Genomic DNA, 17,486 nt, shown 5'->3' on the forward strand with positions numbered 1-17,486 from the left:
CCCGCGCGAGGTCCGCATGGGACAGATCTACGATTTCATCTATAACCTGCTGCCCTATCTGGGGATGTGGCTGCATGGGTTCCTGCGGAGCCTGGGCCTCTCGGAGGAGGCCATGTTTCTGGTGGTGGGCCTGATCAAGGCGTTCCTGCTGGTCAACTTCGGCCTCATCGGGTTTGCCATCCTCACCTACGTGGAGCGCAAGATCGTCGCCCGCTTCCAGGACCGGCTGGGGCCGAACGTGGCGGGCCCGTATGGGATCCTGCAGCCGGTGGCCGATGGGATCAAGCTGCTGACGAAAGAGGACACCATGCCGGCGGGGGCGGATCGCTGGGTTTACAACCTGGCGCCGCTGATCATCGCCACATGCGCTCTGGCGCCGCTGGTGGTGATCCCCTTCGGCCCGGGGGCCATCGGGGCCGACCTCCACATCGGCGTCCTTTACGCTCTGGCGGTGGGGGCGGGGGCCCTGGTGGGGGTGCTGATGGCCGGTTGGGGCAGCAACAACAAATACGCCCTGTTGGGCGCCTTCCGGGCGGTGGCCCAGCTGATCAGCTATGAGATCCCCTCGGTGCTCAGCGTGGTCATCGTGGTCATGATCGCGGGGACCATGTCCACCGTGGGGATCGTGCAGGCCCAGGATGTGCCGTATCTCTTCGTGCTCCCCGTGGCGGCGCTGGTGTTCCTCCTCTCCGGCGTGGCGGAGGTGGGCCGCACGCCTTTCGATCTGCTGGAGGCCGAGTCGGAGATCGTGGCCGGCTTCCACATCGAATACAGCGGCATGAAGTTCGCCTTAGTCTTCCTGGGCGAGTTCGTCCACGCCCTGGTGGTCTCCGCCCTCTTCGCCGTCCTCTTCCTGGGCGGCTGGCGGGGGCCGTGGCTCCCACCTTATCTGTGGATGCTCATCAAGATGAGCGTAGGGATCTTCCTTTTCTTCTGGTTGCGGGCTACGCTTCCTCGGATTCGGATCGATCAGATGTTGAACCTGAACTGGAAGTTCCTGACGCCCCTCATGATCCTGAATCTGATCGGGGTGGCGCTGGTGGACAGGGGCCTGCGGGCGGCGGGGGTGAGCGGCGGGATGTGGGCGGCCGGTCTCTTCCTGTTCAATGTGGCGATGCTGATCGGGGCGCTGGCCCTGCCGGGGTATCTGGGGCGCCGGGCCCGGATGGCGGCGCTGGCAGCGGAGGCGGAAGCGGAAGCCGTTGAGGCCCCTGTGGCGGCGCATTGAACGGCAAGGGAGATACAGGGATCTCTTTCATTCCTCGCCCGAGGAGACCTTCCGGGAGCGTGGTGGGCGATGACGCTGATCCAGGCGGTTTTCATCCTGTTTGCGGCCCTGACCCTGGGGGCGGGCCTGATGACCGTCCTCAGCCGGCATCTGTTTCACGCCGTGCTCTATCTGATCCTCTCGCTGGTGGGGGTGGCGGGCCTCTTCATCCTGCTGGAGGCAGAGTTCCTGGCCGGGGTGCAGGTCTTGATCTACATCGGGGCCATCTCCATTCTGATCATCTTCGCCGTCATGCTCACCCGGGGGATGGCCCGGAACCCGGGCCCGCCTTTGAACAACCAGAGCCTGGCCGCCGCGGTGATCGCCGGGCTCTTTTTCATCCTGCTGGCCCCGGTGCTGGCCGGGTTCCCATGGCCGACGGCTGCCTCCGGGGTGCCGGCGGACGCCATCGAGGCCCTGGGACGCTCCCTGGTGGACCCGAACCAGTTCGCCCTGCCCTTTGAGCTGGCCTCGGTGATGATCCTGGCGGCGCTGATCGGGGCGATCTTCATCGCCCGGGAGAAGCGTTGAGATCCCGGAGCCGGGCCTGATCTTCGCGCGGTGGAGGGCTTCCCGATGATCCCCTTGACCTGGTATCTGCTGGTGGCAGCGGCGCTGTTCTGTATCGGCGTGTATGGGGTCCTGGCGCGGCGCAACGCCATCGCGATCCTGATGGCCATCGAGCTCATGCTCAACGCGGTGAACCTCAGCCTGGTCGCCTTCTGGCGCTACCTGCACCCGGAGCGAACGGTGGGGCAGGCCTTCGCCCTCTTCGTGCTGGTGGTGGCGGCGGCGGAGGCGGCCGCCGGCCTGGCGCTGATCATCAGCATCTACCGGAACCGCGAGACGGTCGACGTGGAGAACATCGACCTCCTCAGGGGTTAATCTCTCGAGGTGGATGGGAATGGAGAACCAGGGGACGATCCTGGCGTTGTTGACGGCCCTCATCCCGTGGCCGCCGTTCATCGCCTTCGGGATGATCTCGCTCTTCGCGAACCGATGGAAGCGCCTCAGCCACACCCTCGCCATCGGCTCGGTGGCGATCTCCTTCGTCCTCTCCCAGGTGGTGTTCTGGAGCGCCCTCCGAATCGAGCACCTGGGGGAGCATCCCATCGCCGCCCGCATCCCCTGGCTGCCGGTGGGGGCGCGACCCCTGGAGTTCGGGGTGCTGGTGGATCCCCTGGGGGCGGTGATGCTTTTCATGGTCCCCCTGGTCTCGTTGATGATCTTCATCTACAGCGTGGGGTACATGGCAGGGGATCCCCACTACAGCCGATTCTTCGCGTTGCTCTCTTTGTTCGAGGCGGCGATGTTGCTGCTGGTGGTGGCGGACAACCTCTTGATGCTGTTCATCGGCTGGGAGGTGATGGGCTTCTGCTCCTACGCCCTCATCGGTTTCTGGTATCGCAAGCCCTCGGCCTACCGCGCCGCCGTGAAGGCTTTCATGACCACCCGGGTGGGCGATGTGTTGATGCTCCTGGGCATCGCCTACCTCTACGCTCAGACCGGCACCCTGAACTTTCACGACATTCTGCGGAACCCGGAGACTCTGAAGGTTCTGGCGGAGACGCCCTCTTATGTGGCCGGCCTCTCGGTGGCGGCCCTGGCCTCGCTGCTGCTGTTCGCCGGCACGGTGGGCAAGAGCGCCCAGTTCCCGCTGCACGTGTGGTTGCCCGACGCGATGGAGGGTCCCACCCCGGTCAGCGCGATGATCCACGCCGCGACCATGGTCTCGGCCGGCGTCTACACCACCATCCGGATGTTCCCGTTGCTTCAGGCGGGTCAGCACGGCTTGGGCGGGGAGACCGCCTTCTGGGTTGTGGCCCTGATCGGCGCCTTCACGGCCTTCATGGCGGCCACGATGGGCGTGGCGCAGAACGACATCAAGCGGGTGCTGGCTTATTCGACCATCTCCCAGCTGGGCTACATGCTGGCTGCGGTGGGGATCGGGGCCTACGTGGCCGCGGCCTTCCATCTGATCACCCACGCCTTCTTCAAGGCGCTGCTCTTCCTGGGCTCCGGCTCGGTCATCCATGCGATGGAGCACGGGCACCATCACGCCGGCCACGGCCATAGCCATGAGGAGCCCTTCGATCCCAACGATATGCTGCAGATGGGTGGGCTGGCCCGGCGGATGCCGATAACCTTCTGGACCTTCCTGGCCGGCGGGCTGGCCCTGGCGGGCTTCCCGCTGATCACGGCCGGTTTCTGGAGCAAGGATGAGATCCTGGGGGAGGCCTTCCACGGGGCTTTCGAGAAAGGGGAGCTCCTGCCGCTGCTGGTTTTCCTGTTGCTGGCAACGGCCGCCGTCCTCACCGGCTTTTACACGATGCGCCAGATCGCCCTGACCTTCCTCGGGGAGCCTCGGTCCCCAGCCGCCGCTCATGCGGCAGAGAGCCCGGCTTCCATGACCATGCCGTTGATCATCCTCGCTCTCTTCGCGGTCTTGGGAGGCTACGTGGGGGTGCCGGAGGGGTTCCCGGTTCTGGGCGCGCTGTTTGGGCAGAACTGGTTCCATGAATTCGTGGGCGGGACCCTCCTCGAGCATCCCGAGGCCCTGCCCTTCAACGCCGTCCCGGTCGTGCTTTCTTCCCTCATTGCGCTGACCGGGTTGGCCCTGGGCGGGCTGGTCTACGCCCGCCGTCCTTTGGCGGCAGGCGAGCCGGATCCTCTGGTTCGCCTGGGCCCCATCTACACCTTCCTTCGGAACCGCTGGTATATCGACGACCTCTACCATCGTGTCTTTGTCCAGCCGACCCTGTGGCTGGCCGAGCGGGCCGTGGCGTTCTTTATGGATCGGGTGGTGATCGATGGGTTCCTCCACGGCGTCGCCGATGCGGTCTGGTCGATGGGAGGCGCCCTGCGCCTCTTCGATCGGGTCGTGGTCAACGGCATCGGCGATGGGATCGGGGAGGCGGTGAAGGCCGCGGGCCGGGAGCTGCGGGCCCTGCAGACCGGCCTGGTTCAGAACTATCTGCTGGTGGTGGTGCTGGGGGTTCTGGGCTTCATCGTGCTTTACACGGTGGCGCCCATGTTGCGGGGGTTCTGAAGTCATGCCTGTGATCCTGAAGGCGGAAGGGGGAAGCCGGCGATGACGCTCTTCGGGCAGCCGATCCCGATCCTCACTTTGATCACGTTCATCCCGTTGCTGGGGGCGGGACTCATCGCTCTGACGCCGCGGGACAGCGTCCGGCTGCAGCGCGGCCTGGCGCTGGCCTTCAGCCTGATCCCGCTGGCCCTCTCCATCTGGCTGTGGTTGAACTTCGACCGGAGCCGCCCGGGCTTCCAGTTCGTGGAGCGGGCGGTCTGGTTCCCCCAGGTGAACGCCAGCTACTTCCTCGGGGTGGATGGCCTGAGCGTGATGCTGATCTTCCTGACGGCGCTGCTCACGCCCCTGGGGGTCCTGGTCTCCTTTAACATCACGCAGGATCCCCGGACGTATTTCGCCCTCTTCCTGGCCCTGGAGACAGGGATCCTGGGGGTGTTCGTCAGCCTGGACCTTGTGCTCTTCTTCCTGTTCTGGGAGCTGGGCCTGGTGCCCATGTATTTCCTGATCAACAACTGGGGGGCACCGGAGCGGCGGCATTACGCGGCCTTGAAGTTCATCCTCTACACGATGGCGGGGTCTCTGGGGCTTCTGCTGGGGATCCAGCTGATCTGGGCGGCCCTGGGGGGAACGCAGGGTGGGACCTTCGATTTGCTGGAGATCAGCCGGCGCTGGCCGACCCTTCAGGGCACCCTGGCGGGGGTTCCGATGGACGTGGTGAAGGCCATCGTCTTCTGGGCCTTCGTGATCGCTTTCGCCATTAAGGTGCCGGTCTGGCCCTTCCATACCTGGTTGCCGGACGCCCATACCGAGGCGCCCACTGCGGGCTCGATGATCCTGGCGGGGATCCTTCTGAAGCTGGGGGCCTATGGCTTCCTGCGCATCGTCTTCCCGCTGTTTCCGGCGGAATCCGCCCGGTTCGCCGTTGCCCTGGCCCTCCTGGCCACCGCGGCCATCGTCCTGGGCTCTTACGCGGCGCTGGGCCAGCGGGATTTCAAGCGGCTGGTGGCGTATTCTTCGGTGAACCACATGGGCTTTGTGGTGCTGGGGATCGCCGTGGCCGGCTACGCCCTGGGCAACCCGGCGGTGCGGGATCATGCGTTGATGGCGGTGAACGGGGCGGCGCTGCAGCTGTTTGCCCACGGCCTCTCCTCGGCGGCGATGTTCGCCCTGGTGGGGGTGGTTTACGATCGCACGCACACCCGGGATCTGGAGGCCTATGGGGGGCTGTGGACGCGGATGCCCCGCTACGGTGGGGTGCTGATCTACTGCGCGATGGCCTCGGTGGGGCTGCCGGGCCTGGCGGGCTTCGTGGCGGAGTATATGGTGGTGCAGGGGGCCTGGCCGGTGTTCACCGCCCTCACAGCCCTCTCCATGCTCGGGCTGCTCATCACGGGCGCGTTCATTATGAAGGCCATCCAGAAGGTGTTGCATGGGCCGCTGAATCCTCAGTGGGCCCGATTGCCGGACATGGGCTGGCGGGAGCTGATCGCCGTGGCGCCGCTGATGGCTTTCATGTTGCTCACCGGCCTGTGGCCGGCCTGGATCGTGCCCACCCTGGACGCGGCCTTGCGCGGGCTGTTCGGATGAAGGAGGCGCTTTATGGAGATCCGGATCCGTGACTTGGTAGAAGCAGGCCTATATAAGAGCGAAGAGAAGGTAATGGAGGAGGCGTTGCGCCTTTTGCTTCAGGATCGCCCACACTTGCGGGTGGCCTTGGCGGTGCATCGCTATCGAACGGATCCCGAGCTGACCCTGGCTCAAGCGGCTGCTATCGCCAGGGTCAGCGTTGAGAGCATGAAGGAAATCCTGGAGCGCTACGGCGTGCCCTTGCGCTTGGGAACTGCAGATCGCACGGAAGCCTTGGCCGAGATCCGAGCGTTGGAGGACTTCCTGAATGTCGGTGCGTGTTGTTGAACGATCTACCCTCATCTTTGGAGCGTGAAGGATGACGATCCCGGCGGTGACGCTTCCTATTCTCAGCTTCATTGTCTTCACGCCCCTGGTGGGGGCGCTCATCTTGTTGCTCATCCCGCGCCATCAGAAGGAGGCGGCGCGGGTCTTTGCGGCCACGGTCTCCGGCTTCACGTTGCTGCTGGCCCTGTGGGCCTTTCTCGCCTACGACCGCTCGGCCGGCGGCTATCAGTTCGTGGAGCGGATCTCCTGGCTGCCCCAGCTGGGCATCCACTACTATGTGGGGGTGGACGGCGTCAGCCTGCCCCTGGTGCTGCTCTCCGCCCTGGTCCTCTTCACCGGCGTGCTGGTCTCGTGGAACATCGAGGACCGCCCCCACGAGCTGTTCGCTTTTATGTTGCTTCTGGCCAGCGGCATCATGGGGGTCTTCGTGGCCCGCAACCTGGTGTTGCTGTTCTTCTTCTACGAAATCGCGATCTTCCCCAAATACTTCCTGATCGCCATCTGGGGCTCCACCCGCAAGGAATACGCGGCGATGAAGCTGGTGCTTTACACGCTGGTGGGGTCCATTATCGCCCTGGTGGGCGCCCTGGCCCTGTATTTTGTGTCCCCGGTGCGCACGTTCGATATGGATGTGTTGCGCGAGCTGGCGGCTCGAGGGGCCTTCGCCCGGCCGGTGGAGGTGTTCGGCCAGACGGTGCGCTTTGATCACCTGTGGTTTCTTCCCGTCTTCTTGGGGTTCGCGGTCACCGCCGGTTTGTGGCCGTTCCATAACTGGGTGCCGGATGGACACTCGGCGGCTCCCACGGCGGGCTCGATGTTCCTGGCCGGAGTGGTGATGAAGGTGGGGGCCTACAGCGCCCTGCGGGTGGGGATCGAGCTGATGCCCGGCGGGGCGGTCTACTGGCTGCCGGTCGTGGTCTTCCTGGCGGTGGTCGCGGCCCTCTATTCGGCGGCCATCTCCCTGGTGCAAGAGGATCTCAAGTATGTGATCGCTTTCTCCAGCATTGGGCATATGGCTTTCGTAACCATCGGGTTTGCGGCGATGAACGTCACCGGGCTGACAGGGGCTGTGCTGCAGATGTTCTCCCACGGGGTGATGGCCGCCATCCTCTTCGCCGTGGTGGGGATGGTTTACGACCGGGCGCACACGCGTTATCTGGCCCACCTGGGCGGGTTCGCCCGGGCGATGCCGATGGCCACCCTGGGCTTCGTCCTGGGCGGCCTGGTGGCGATGGGGATGCCGGGCTTTTCCGGGTTCATCGCGGAGTTTCAGGTCTTCGCAGGGATCTGGGCGGCCCGGGACACCGCCTGGTGGTATCCTTGGGTGGCGATCCTCGCCGCGCCCAGCATCGCCCTCTCCGCCGCCTACATCCTGCGGGCGCTCCAGGCCACGTTCTTTGGGGAGCTGAACCGGGAGCGCTACCCCCATGTGGGGGACGTGACCGTCCTGGATAAGGTGGCCATCGTCACGCTGGCGGTCTGGTTCGTCCTGATCGGAGTGTTCCCGCGGGTGATGACCGACCTGATCCAGACGGGAGTGGAGCCGATCGCGGCGCTGCTGCACGGGGCGATGCTGGCCTCCCTCCGTTGAGATCCGCTGATCCAGAGGAGGCATGGATGAGCGAGCTGTCCTGGTGGGCGCATCTCTGGTCGGTCCTGCCGGAGATCGTGCTGGTGGTCGCGGCGGTCGTGACGATGGCCGCGGACGCCTGGCTGCCGGAGGGACGCAAGCGGGAGCTGGGCTACTGGGCCATCGGGGGGCTGGCCGTGGCCCTGGGGGTGACAGCGGTCCAGGCGGCACAGCTGGCCGGAGGGATGGCGGCCCCCTATGAAGCGTTCGGTGGATCCGTGCGAGCGGATCTTGCGGCGATGCTGTTCCGCCTGATCTTCCTGCTCGCAGGGATCCTCACGGTGGCGATCTCGATGGATTTCCGCCCCCTGCGCCAGAGCGGCGAGTATTACACCCTCCTGCTCCTCTCGATCCTGGGGATGGGCCTGATGGGGGCGGCGGTCAACCTGGTGACGTTGTATCTGGCCCTGGAGACGGTGGGGATCGCCCTGTATCTGCTGGCGGGATATCTGCGGGACACCCCGCGTTCCGCGGAGGCGGGGCTGAAGTATTTCCTGTTCGGGGTCTTCAGCTCCACGATCATGCTGTATGGCCTGGCCCTTCTGTATGGCTTCACCGGGGAGATCGCCTACGCCCGCATCGCCCAGGCCCTGGGAGCGCTGCCTTCTCCGGCGGTGATGGCGGCCCTCCTGCTGGTGCTGGTAGGGTTCGGCTTCAAGGTCTCCGCCGTGCCCTTCCATTTCTGGACCCCGGATGTCTATGAGGGGGCGCCGACGCCGATCACCGCCTTCATCTCGGTGGCTTCCAAGGCGGCCGGGTTCGCCGTGCTCATCCGGGCGATGATCGAGGCCTTCCCCACGGTGCAGGGGAATTGGGTCGCCCTGATCTCGGCCCTGGCCTTCGTCACCATGACCGTGGGGAACCTCCTGGCGATCCCCCAGCGCAACCTCAAGCGGCTGCTGGCCTACTCGAGCATCGCTCAGGCCGGTTACATCCTGATCGGGGTGGCAGCGGCCAGCCCCCTGGGGATCGCCGCCTCGATCTTCTACCTGGGGATCTACACCTTGACCAACATCGCTGCCTTCGCCGTTGCGGTGATCATGACCAACGTAACGGGAAGCGAGGAGATCCGGGACCTGGCGGGGCTGTCCCGACGTTCCCCCGGCCTGGCCCTGGCGATGCTGGCTGCCCTCCTCTCCCTGGGGGGAATCCCTCCGCTGGTCGGCTTCTTCGCCAAGCTGTTCGTGTTCGCCGCGGCCATCGAGAGCGGATTGCTCTGGCTGGCCATCGCCGGGGTGCTGAACGCCATGGTGGCGTTTTATTACTACATCATGGTGGCTCGGGCGATGTATGTGGACCGATCGCCCGAGGAAGGGAAGCCCGTGTGGATCTCCCGCCCGGCCCGTTTCACCTTGTGGTTCACCGTGGCGGGAGTGTTGTTGCTCACAGTGCTGGTCTATCCGCTTTACCAGCTGGCGCAGATGGCCGCCCAGGCCTTCTGAGCCGGATCAAAACCGGCTGACGGGTGTGAATTTTCGGGGAGGGATCTTGTCGACAGACGGGCAGGCCGGTATCATTATGGTCGTGTGGCTCAGCAGGCGCGAAGCCGGAGCTGAGAAACCTTCAGGCAAGCGGTTTCGATGAAATCCCCTGGACGATGGTGGATCCGGGCCTGGAACTTAGCGCTGGCGGGGGCGCTCTCCCAGATCGGGTTCATCCCGGTGGTGTTTGTGGTGGGGGCGATGCTGTGCGGGCTGTGGCTGGATCTGCGGCTGGGGACCCGGCCGGTGCTGACGGCGGCTTGCATGATCGCCGGCGCGACTCTGGGCCTGGTGGTGATGGTCCGCACGGCGATGACCGCAGCCTCCCGATTCCGGATGGAGGGAACGCAACCCGGGAGGCGAGGCCCCGGCCCCGCCAGGCTCCGGCAGGAAGACGAGCCGGATGATCCTGGAGAGGCGGCTGGATAAAGCCCGGTGATGCTCCGGGCGGATGAATCGATCAACCAATCCGGGAGGGTGAGACGCCGCAATGGGGAAGTTGATCCGACGGATGGGTCCTTATGCGTTGTTGGGGCTGATCGCCCTGCTCTCGTGCGGGGTGGGAGGACAGGCTTCGTTCTGGTTGCTGGGGAGCCTGCGGGCGCTCATCGGCGGGCTGGGCGTGATCTCCTTCCCCTCGGCGGGCGGGCTGATCGGGTTTCTGGTGGTCGATGCTCTTGTGATCGCCCTGGTGCTGTGGGGGCTGCGGGATACGCGGGTGATCCGTTATTTCCAGAGGCTGGTGGTGGTCCCCCTGATCCTGGGCTTCGTGCTGGGGACCTCGTTGTTTTTCGGCACCCTGGGGCAGGGGCTCTCCGTGGCGGGCAAGCCGATCAAGACCGTGCTGCCGGTGATCCTGGTGAAGCCGGAGCCGCTGACCGGCCCTCTGTTCTTCGGCGCCCCGCTCACCAACACCATGGTGGCCATGGTTCTGGTGGACCTGGTGGTCCTGGGGCTGGGCTTCCTGGCAGCCCGACGGGCAGGCCCGCTCCCGCCTCCGGTGCGCGGCCTGGGGATCCTGGTCAACCTCTTCGAGTTCCTCGTGGAGGCGCTGTATGAGAACCTAGCCAAGGTGGTCCTGGGCCCCCGAGCTCGCCATGTCTTCCCGCTGGTGGCTTCGATCTTCCTGATGGTGCTCACGGCGAACTGGCTGGGCTTGATCCCCGGCTTCGATTCCATCGGGAAGGTGGAGCCTGCCCACGGCCCTGAGCCGGGCTATGCGGTCCTTCATTGGGGTCCGATCACTTTGCTGACAGCAGAGCCGGCGGCGGCTCCTGCGGAGGCCTCCGGTTCGAAGGCGGGCGCGCATGGAGAGGGTGAAGGGCACGCGGAGGGAAGCGCAAAAGCCGGGGAAGCCCATGGGACCGGCTTCGTCTTGGTTCCCTATCTCCGCGCCCTGAGCACCGATCTGAACTTCACCATCGGGCTTGCCCTTGTGGCGGTCTTCATGGTGCAGGTGTGGGGAGTGCGAGCCCTGGGACCGGGCTATTTCTGGAAGTTCTTCAACGTGAAGGCGCTCCGCCGCGGCTTCATGGGGATCATTGAGTTCTTCGTGAGCCTCCTGGAGCTGATCAGCGAGGTGGCCAAGATCGTCTCCTTCTCCTTCCGATTGTTTGGGAACATCTTCGCCGGCCACGTGTTGCTGGGGATCATGATCTTCCTGCTCCCCCTTCTGATCCCGGCGGTCTTCTACGGCCTGGAGATCTTCGTGGGGCTGATCCAGGCCTTCATCTTTATGATGCTCACCCTGGTTTTCATCGCCCTGGCGACAGCCGGGCATGGGGAGGAGCATTCGGAGAGTCATCACTGAACGAAGCGAAGGATCCGGAGCCGGCCTGTTCGGTGCCGGCGCGTGCCGGATTGTCGCAAACCAAAAAATCTCTCATAAGGAGGATCTAAGATGTTGGGGTTGATTCTGGCGCAGGAGATCCTTTCGCCACAGGCGTTGAGCGTGCTGGGAGCCGGTCTGGCGATCGGCCTGGGGGCGTTGGGCCCCGGGATCGGCATCGGGCTTCTGGCCAGCGGGGCTTTGCAGGCGATCGGGCGTAACCCCGAAGCGACCCCGCAGATCCAGCTCAACATGATTTTGGCCATTGCGTTCGCTGAGGCCATTGCAATCTACGCGCTGGTCGTGGCGCTGCTCCTGAAGTTCGTCGCGTAGTCGAACACCTGAACCTCGAGGTCCGGGAGGCTGGCGTTGGAGGCCCTTGGGATCAACCCGATCTATCTGATCGCCCAGATCCTCAACTTCCTGGTGATCTGGTTTCTGCTGTCCCGTTTTGTCTTCCCCCGGGTGCTCAAGGCCCTGGAGGAGCGACGGGCGCTGATCGAGAAGGGACTGGAGGATGCGAAGGCGGCGGAGCAGCTGCGGGCGAGCATGCAGGCCGAGCGCCAGCGCATCCTGGAGGAGGCCCTGGCCGAGCGCCAGCGGATCGTCGCCGAGGCCGTGCGCCAGGCGGAGCAGCAGCGCGCCCAGATCCTCTCCGAAGCGCGGGCGGAAGCTCAGCGCATCCTTGAGGTGGCCCGGGAGGAGGCCGAACGGGAGCGGGAGCGCGTTCTGGGGGAGCTGCGTAACCAGATCGCCGCCCTGGCCCTGGCGGCGGCCCATCGCGTGGTGGGGGACGCTTTGGATGAATCCCGACACCGACGCCTGATCCAGGAGTTCTTTACCGCGATCCCCCCTAAAGCCTTAGACGAGCTCCGGGGTCTGAAGGGGGAGCGCGTGGAGGTGATCAGCGCTCTCCCCCTCCAGGAGGAAGAGAAGGCGCGTATCCGTCAGGAGCTCGCCGCCCGCCTGGATTCCCTCGGAGAGATCGTCTTCCGCGTGGATCCCACCATCCTGGGGGGCTTGATCCTTCGGGTGGGCGATCGGGTGGTGGACGGCAGCGTGCGAGCCCGAATGGAAGGGCTGCGGGCGGCGCTCATCGGCTGAGGACCCGCTTCGCGCGATCCGGATGGAGCCGGGACCACGCGTGGCCCCGGCTCCGTTGTCTTTTCGCTCTGCCCATCTCTTTGAACTCGGATGTAGAATAAACGGGGAGTTTTCCGTCTAAAGGGAGGACCCATGGCCGTGGAGCACCTCAAGGAGGCGGTGCGACAGGCTTTGCCGCAGTGGCTTCGGGAGGACCCGGCGATCCGCCAGGTCCTCCGGGAGGCCCTCATCGAGGCGCTGCGACCGTGGGAGGAGGTGTTGTCGGAGCTCCGGGACTTCCGCCGGGAGATGGAAAAACAACGGGAGTCCGATCGACAGATGCTGACCGGGCTGACACAAGCGGTCCAGCAGTTGATCGAGACCAGCCAGGCGAACTCAGACGCAATCCGGGTGATGACGGCTCGCTTAGAGGAGCATTCTCGGCGTTTGGGGGAGCATTCGGAGGTTATTCGGAGTCTGATGGAGCGGGTGGAGGAGCATTCCCGGCGTTTGGGGGAGCATTCGGAGGTCATCCGACAGCTAATGGAAAAGGTGGAGCGTCATGCCCAGGTGATCGAACGGCTTCTGGCGGCTGTGGATCAGCATTCCCAGGAGATCCGCCGCCTGGGAGCGACCATTGGGGCTATCGGGGCTCGTTGGGGTCTACACAGCGAGGCCGCCTTCCGGGATGGGATGGCCGCGCTGTTGCAGGAGGCGGGCTGGCAGGTGGACCGCTTCCTCGCGATGGACCCGGAGGGCTACGTCTTCGGGCGCCCCGACCAGGTGGAGATCGATGCGGTGATCCGGAATGGGAAGGCCATCCTGATTGAGATCCGCTCCTCAGTTAGCCGGGGCGATGGGGCAGCCTTCCAGCGGAAAGCCGAGTTCTACACCCGCCGCACCGGCCTGCCGGTCGCCCGGCGCATCCTCATTTCCCCCATGGTGGATCCGCGGGCCCGCGATCTGGCCCGGCAGATGGGGATGGAGATCTACACTTATCCGGAAGACGTCCCCCCGGAGCCTCCCGCTGGGGGTTGAGTGCGGGCGAGGCCCGATCCGGCGCGTGCTATGCTCTCCGCGCTCCTCTGGTGGTTCCTGCTCACCCTGATCGCCCTCGCGGCCTGGCCGCTCACGTTCCTTGTCTTCCGTCCCTTGCCGGACCGCGGGCTGGCTTTCGCGCGGCCTCTGGGGTTGCTGCTGATGGGCTTCCTCTGGTGGTGGGGTGGCAACCTGGGGCTGCTGCCATCCTCCGCCGGGGGTGCCCTGACCGCCGGGGGGCTCACCCTCGCCCTGGGCCTCTGGCTGGCCGGGCGGGCCGGGGAATCCCCGTGGGGATGGCTTCGCGCGCGCCTGGGTCAGGTTCTCTTCTATGAACTCCTTTTCGCCCTCGCCTTCGCCGGCTGGACCCTCTTCCGGACTTACAATCCGGAGATCACCTACACCGAGAAGCCGATGGAGCTGGCCTTCCTCAGCGCCGTGGTGCGGGCAGCGCGTTTCCCTCCTCATGATCCCTGGCTCTCAGGCTTCGCCATCAGCTATTACTACTTCGGCTACATCCTCCTGGGGCTTCTCACCGAGCTCTCTGGCCTGCCGGCCCGCATCACGTTCAACCTCGGGGTCTCCTCCTGGTTCGCCCTGACGCTGCTGGCGGCCGCCGGCGTGGGGTGGAACTTGTGGGCGCTCGATCGGCCGGGCCGACCGCGGATGGCGGGGGCGGTTGCCCTCCTCGCGGCCTTCTGGGTGGGCCTGGCGGGGAACGGAGAGGCGATCCTGGATCTGGCCCATTCGTGCGGCTGGATCCGGGACCCCGGGTTCTGGGCCTGGCTGGACATCCCGGAGCTGAACGCGTCGCCTCCTGCTCGTCCATGGCCGGCATGCTGGCCCCCGCTGGAGCGGCCCTGGGTCTGGTGGCGGGCCTCCCGGGTGGTGCGGGATTACACGCCGGAGGGCGAGCACCAGGAGGTCATCGACGAATTCCCTCAGTTCAGCTTCCTGCTCGGGGATCTCCATCCCCATGTGCTGGCGTTGCCCTTCAACCTCATGGCCATCGCCCTTGCCCTGGCCCTTTTCCGGGCTGGGGAAAGGTTCCCCGGCTTCCAGTCGGACCGGTCGGTCAAGCCCTTGCTTCGCTTTCTGGAGGCCCATGGGCCGCCTTTCTGGATCCTGCCGGTGGCGTTCGGCGGGCTGGCCTTCCTGAACACCTGGGATTTCCCGATCTACACCGGGCTGGGGCTTGCGGCCTGGGGGCTCGGGGCATGGCGCGCCGGGCGCTCCCCCTCTGCTTGGCTTCGGGAGATCGCGGGCCTGGGGATCGGGATCCTCGTGCTGGGATGGGCTTTATATTTCCCCTTCTACCTCGGCTTTCGATCCCAGGCGGGCGGTTTGCTTCCCAATTTCCATAACGGCACGCGGCTGCCTCAGTTTATGGTCATGTTCGGCTTCCAGGTCGTTGGGATCGCGGCCGGGCTGCTCGCGCAGGCATGGCGCGCAGCCCGGGAAGGGCAGGGAAGCCTTCGGCGCTGGGCCGCCGGCGTGCTGAGCGGCGCGCTGGGCCTCGGGGGGATCCCGGTGGCGCTGTGGGTCAGCCTGTATTTCGGGTTGCGCGAGATCGCGGCCCGTCAGAACCTTCCGCTTCCTGTGGACCTGAGCGCTCTGGAGCCGTGGGTCTGGGGGCGCCTGTGGGATGGAACGGTGATGGTGGGCGGCCGGGCGTTGCCGGGAAGCGGGCCATGGGTCCCGATGCTCTTAGCCGGGATGGCGATCGGGGCGGCGCAACTCTGGCGGCGGGCGAACCGGGAGGGCGAGGATTTCATCCCCCTGCTGATCGTCTTCGGGGCCGCCCTGGCCTGGGCGGTGGAGTTCGTTTACATCCGGGATTTCTTCGGAACCCGGATGAACACGGTGTTCAAGCTCTACTATCAGGTGTGGGTTCTGTGGGGCCTGGCCCTGGCCTGGGCGATGGGAGCGCTCTGGGAGCGAGGGGGTCGCGCACGCCCGGCCCTCGCGATCGGGTTCACCGGCATGATCGCCCTGGCCGCCCTCTATCCGATCCTGATGATCCCGGTCAAAGCGGAGTTCTTCTCCCGACCGCCGACGCTGGACGGCTATGCTCACCTCGCGCAGTCGGCCTCGGATGACTTGGCGGCGATCGAGTGGCTGAACGCCCACGTGCCGGGCACGCCGGTGATCCTGGAGGCGCCGGGCTGGGAAGGGATCTCGTTCCAACCGGAGATCGGGCGCTTCGCCGCGCACACCGGGTTGCCCACCGTGCTGGGCTGGGGCGGCCACGAGCATCAGTGGCGAGGATCCTACGCCGAGATCGCCCGCCGCGAGCCCGATCTCCGGATCCTCTGGCAATCCCCGGACCTCGAAGAGACCCGAGCGCTCCTGGAGAAATATCGCGTCGTCTACGTGATCGTCGGTCAGACGGAGCGCAGGCTGTTTTCGCCTTCTGTCTTGCGGAAGTTCGAGTTGCTGATGGACCCGGTTTTCCGCCATGGGGAGACGGTGATCTACCGGAGGCGGGAATGAAGGACCCGTCGCGCCGTAGCGAGGACCGGTGGATCCTCCTCGGGCTTTTCGGGCTGGCCCTGGCCCTGCGGGCCTGGGACCTGGGGGCGCGGCCGGCGTCGCCCGGGGAAGCAGCGCAAGCGTGGGCGGCCTGGCGAGGCGGGGAGTTGCCCTCTGAAGGCAGTCCGTTGCTCGCCGGATGGAGCAAGATGGTCTTCGCCCTCTTTGGACCCGATGAAGGCTGGATGCGCGCCGGAAGCGCCCTGGCCGGCGCCCTCACGGTCCTGGCCCTGTGGAACTTTCTACACCCTGCCGGACGCGCAGCCGCGATCGGGGGAGCGATCCTTTGGGCCGTTTCCCCCACCGCCGTGATGGCCGCTCGCTTCCCGGATGGCAACGCCATCGCCGCTGCGACGCTGGCCGCCGCCCTGGCCTTCGGGGGGTTCTCCCATTCAGCCCGCTGGATCGGTCCGGCCGTGGCTCTGGGAATCGGGGTGACAGCCGGGCCGGCCTTCTGGACCGGCGTGCTGGCCCTTCTCCCCGCGCTCGCCCTGGAACCTCCGGATCCCGCTTTTCCCCGCTGGAAGGCCTTGGGGCTTTTGGGCGCCACCGTTCTTTTTGTTGGGACTTGGGGAGGGATTCGGGGGAGCGGCGTCCGAGAGGCCATCGAGATGCTCCCCGCCTGGTGGAGGGGCTTCTCCCCGGAGGGCCTCGCCCTCTGGTGGGCCTCCCTGGCCGCCCTGGTCCGCCTGGAAGCGCCCCTCCTGCTCCTTGGGCTGGCGGGCGCCTTTTTCAGCATACGGATGGGGGATCGGCGGGGGATCGCGGTGGGGGTCAGCGCGGCGCTGGTGACGGTGGTGCGCCTTGCTCGGTTCAGCGCTCCTTTCACGGAGCACGCCGTGGTGCTCCTGCCATGGACGTTGCTGGCCGGGCTGGCGGTTCAGCGGGGATGGGAGGTCCTCGCGCCGGCCCTGCGGGCGGATGCGTCCGGCGTCGGCTTCGGGATCGGGGGGATCGCCATCGGAACGGTTTGGATGGTGCTGCACGTCGAGGCCCCGGATCCATGGATGCGTTGGCTCAGCATAGGAGGTGTCATCGGGGTCCTGATCCTCGCCCTCTTCCTGGTCGAGGGCCTGATGCATCCCGAGGAAGAAAGCCCGCGGGGGAGGGCTCGGTTGTGGAGCCCGGCCTGGGTTGGGATCCTGGGAGCGGTTCTTCTTACAGCGGGCCTGGCCCAGCTGGCGACGAGCGCTGCGCTGATCCGTCGTGTTGATCCGATACCCGGTCTGTCCGAAGCGGAGATGGCTGCCCCGGCCTTGCGGGATTTGGTGGAGACACTGCGGGAGGAGGCCCGATGGCGCCCCGGGGGGCACGGTGCGCTGCGGGTAGGGATCGTGGACCCGGATGAGGAAGCGCCTTTCTGGGAGTGGACGTTGCGGGAGTTCCGCCTGCATCGGGTGAAGATCCTTCGGGATCCTGACGAAGCGGATTTCTGGATCGCTCCGGAGGGGATGGCTCCGGGTCTGGATCCGGTGCGCTGGGTGGGGCGCGTCTTCCCGGCGATGATGGATCTCCGCGGAGCGGAAGGCCTGATCACACGGTATTGGATCCTCTGGGCGCGGGCGCAGTAGAAGTCGCGGCTGAAGCCGCTTCTGCTGCTTCTGTGGTGATGGCCTCTCGACTTCGGCTTATAGCGACCGATTTTCAATCGTCGTTCGAAGCAG

General features: G+C 66.0%; 15 protein-coding genes. All 15 read left to right on the top strand.

Annotation, left to right across the window (positions count from 1 at the left end; all coding sequences use genetic code 11):
* Positions 1-16: 16 nt before the first annotated feature.
* The 15 genes from nuoH to KNN16_RS04080 all read left to right on the top strand — a co-directional run bounded on the left by nuoH (position 17) and on the right by KNN16_RS04080 (position 17,393).
* Entirely contained in the window at positions 17-1,228 is a 1,212-nt protein-coding gene (nuoH, locus tag KNN16_RS04010) for an NADH-quinone oxidoreductase subunit NuoH (RefSeq protein ID WP_303899078.1), read from the top strand.
* A gap of 69 nt (positions 1,229-1,297) precedes the next feature.
* Positions 1,298-1,798 carry an NADH-quinone oxidoreductase subunit J gene (locus KNN16_RS04015; protein WP_299282810.1) on the top strand — a complete coding sequence of 167 codons (501 nt, stop codon included), beginning with the start codon at positions 1,298-1,300 and terminating at the stop codon, positions 1,796-1,798.
* A 45-nt stretch (positions 1,799-1,843) separates the two neighbouring features.
* Complete coding sequence (gene nuoK, locus KNN16_RS04020; protein WP_299282807.1) at positions 1,844-2,152, top strand: NADH-quinone oxidoreductase subunit NuoK; 309 nt, start codon at positions 1,844-1,846, stop codon at positions 2,150-2,152.
* Between the two features lie 19 nt (positions 2,153-2,171).
* A complete protein-coding gene (gene nuoL / locus KNN16_RS04025) occupies positions 2,172-4,316 on the top strand; it encodes an NADH-quinone oxidoreductase subunit L (RefSeq protein ID WP_303899081.1) in 2,145 nt (714 codons plus the stop codon).
* Positions 4,317-4,358: 42 nt separating this feature from the next.
* Positions 4,359-5,903 carry a NuoM family protein gene (locus tag KNN16_RS04030; protein WP_303899084.1) on the top strand — a complete coding sequence of 515 codons (1,545 nt, stop codon included), beginning with the start codon at positions 4,359-4,361 and terminating at the stop codon, positions 5,901-5,903.
* A gap of 12 nt (positions 5,904-5,915) precedes the next feature.
* Positions 5,916-6,230 (top strand): UPF0175 family protein, encoded by a 315-nt coding sequence (locus KNN16_RS04035; RefSeq protein WP_303899087.1) that lies wholly within the window; start codon positions 5,916-5,918, stop codon positions 6,228-6,230.
* A 31-nt stretch (positions 6,231-6,261) separates the two neighbouring features.
* A complete protein-coding gene (locus tag KNN16_RS04040; RefSeq protein WP_303899089.1) occupies positions 6,262-7,821 on the top strand; it encodes a NuoM family protein in 1,560 nt (519 codons plus the stop codon).
* Between the two features lie 26 nt (positions 7,822-7,847).
* Complete coding sequence (locus KNN16_RS04045) at positions 7,848-9,302, top strand: NADH-quinone oxidoreductase subunit N (RefSeq protein ID WP_303899092.1); 1,455 nt, start codon at positions 7,848-7,850, stop codon at positions 9,300-9,302.
* Between the two features lie 138 nt (positions 9,303-9,440).
* A complete protein-coding gene (locus KNN16_RS04050; protein WP_303899095.1) occupies positions 9,441-9,770 on the top strand; it encodes an AtpZ/AtpI family protein in 330 nt (109 codons plus the stop codon).
* 61 nt (positions 9,771-9,831) lie between these two features.
* The gene (locus KNN16_RS04055) at positions 9,832-11,151 is read left to right on the top strand and encodes a F0F1 ATP synthase subunit A (protein ID WP_303899097.1); all 1,320 of its coding nucleotides are present in this window, start codon (positions 9,832-9,834) and stop codon (positions 11,149-11,151) included.
* A 90-nt stretch (positions 11,152-11,241) separates the two neighbouring features.
* Complete coding sequence (gene atpE, locus KNN16_RS04060; RefSeq protein WP_088570111.1) at positions 11,242-11,502, top strand: ATP synthase F0 subunit C; 261 nt, start codon at positions 11,242-11,244, stop codon at positions 11,500-11,502.
* 36 nt (positions 11,503-11,538) lie between these two features.
* Positions 11,539-12,273: a F0F1 ATP synthase subunit B gene (gene atpF / locus KNN16_RS04065; RefSeq protein WP_303899101.1), complete on the top strand. Its 735-nt coding sequence runs from the start codon at positions 11,539-11,541 to the stop codon at positions 12,271-12,273.
* Between the two features lie 132 nt (positions 12,274-12,405).
* Complete coding sequence (locus KNN16_RS04070; protein WP_303899103.1) at positions 12,406-13,290, top strand: PD-(D/E)XK nuclease family protein; 885 nt, start codon at positions 12,406-12,408, stop codon at positions 13,288-13,290.
* A gap of 30 nt (positions 13,291-13,320) precedes the next feature.
* Positions 13,321-15,783: a DUF2298 domain-containing protein gene (locus tag KNN16_RS04075; protein ID WP_303899106.1), complete on the top strand. Its 2,463-nt coding sequence runs from the start codon at positions 13,321-13,323 to the stop codon at positions 15,781-15,783.
* Positions 15,780-17,393, top strand: coding sequence for a hypothetical protein (locus KNN16_RS04080; RefSeq protein ID WP_303899108.1), 1,614 nt, complete (start codon positions 15,780-15,782; stop codon positions 17,391-17,393). Before KNN16_RS04075 ends, KNN16_RS04080 begins: the two co-directional genes overlap by 4 nt.
* The last annotated feature ends 93 nt before the right edge of the window (positions 17,394-17,486 follow it).

Origin of the sequence: Thermoflexus hugenholtzii (assembly GCF_018771565.1) — a bacterium.
In the GTDB taxonomy this organism is placed as follows: domain Bacteria; phylum Chloroflexota; class Anaerolineae; order Thermoflexales; family Thermoflexaceae; genus Thermoflexus; species Thermoflexus hugenholtzii_A.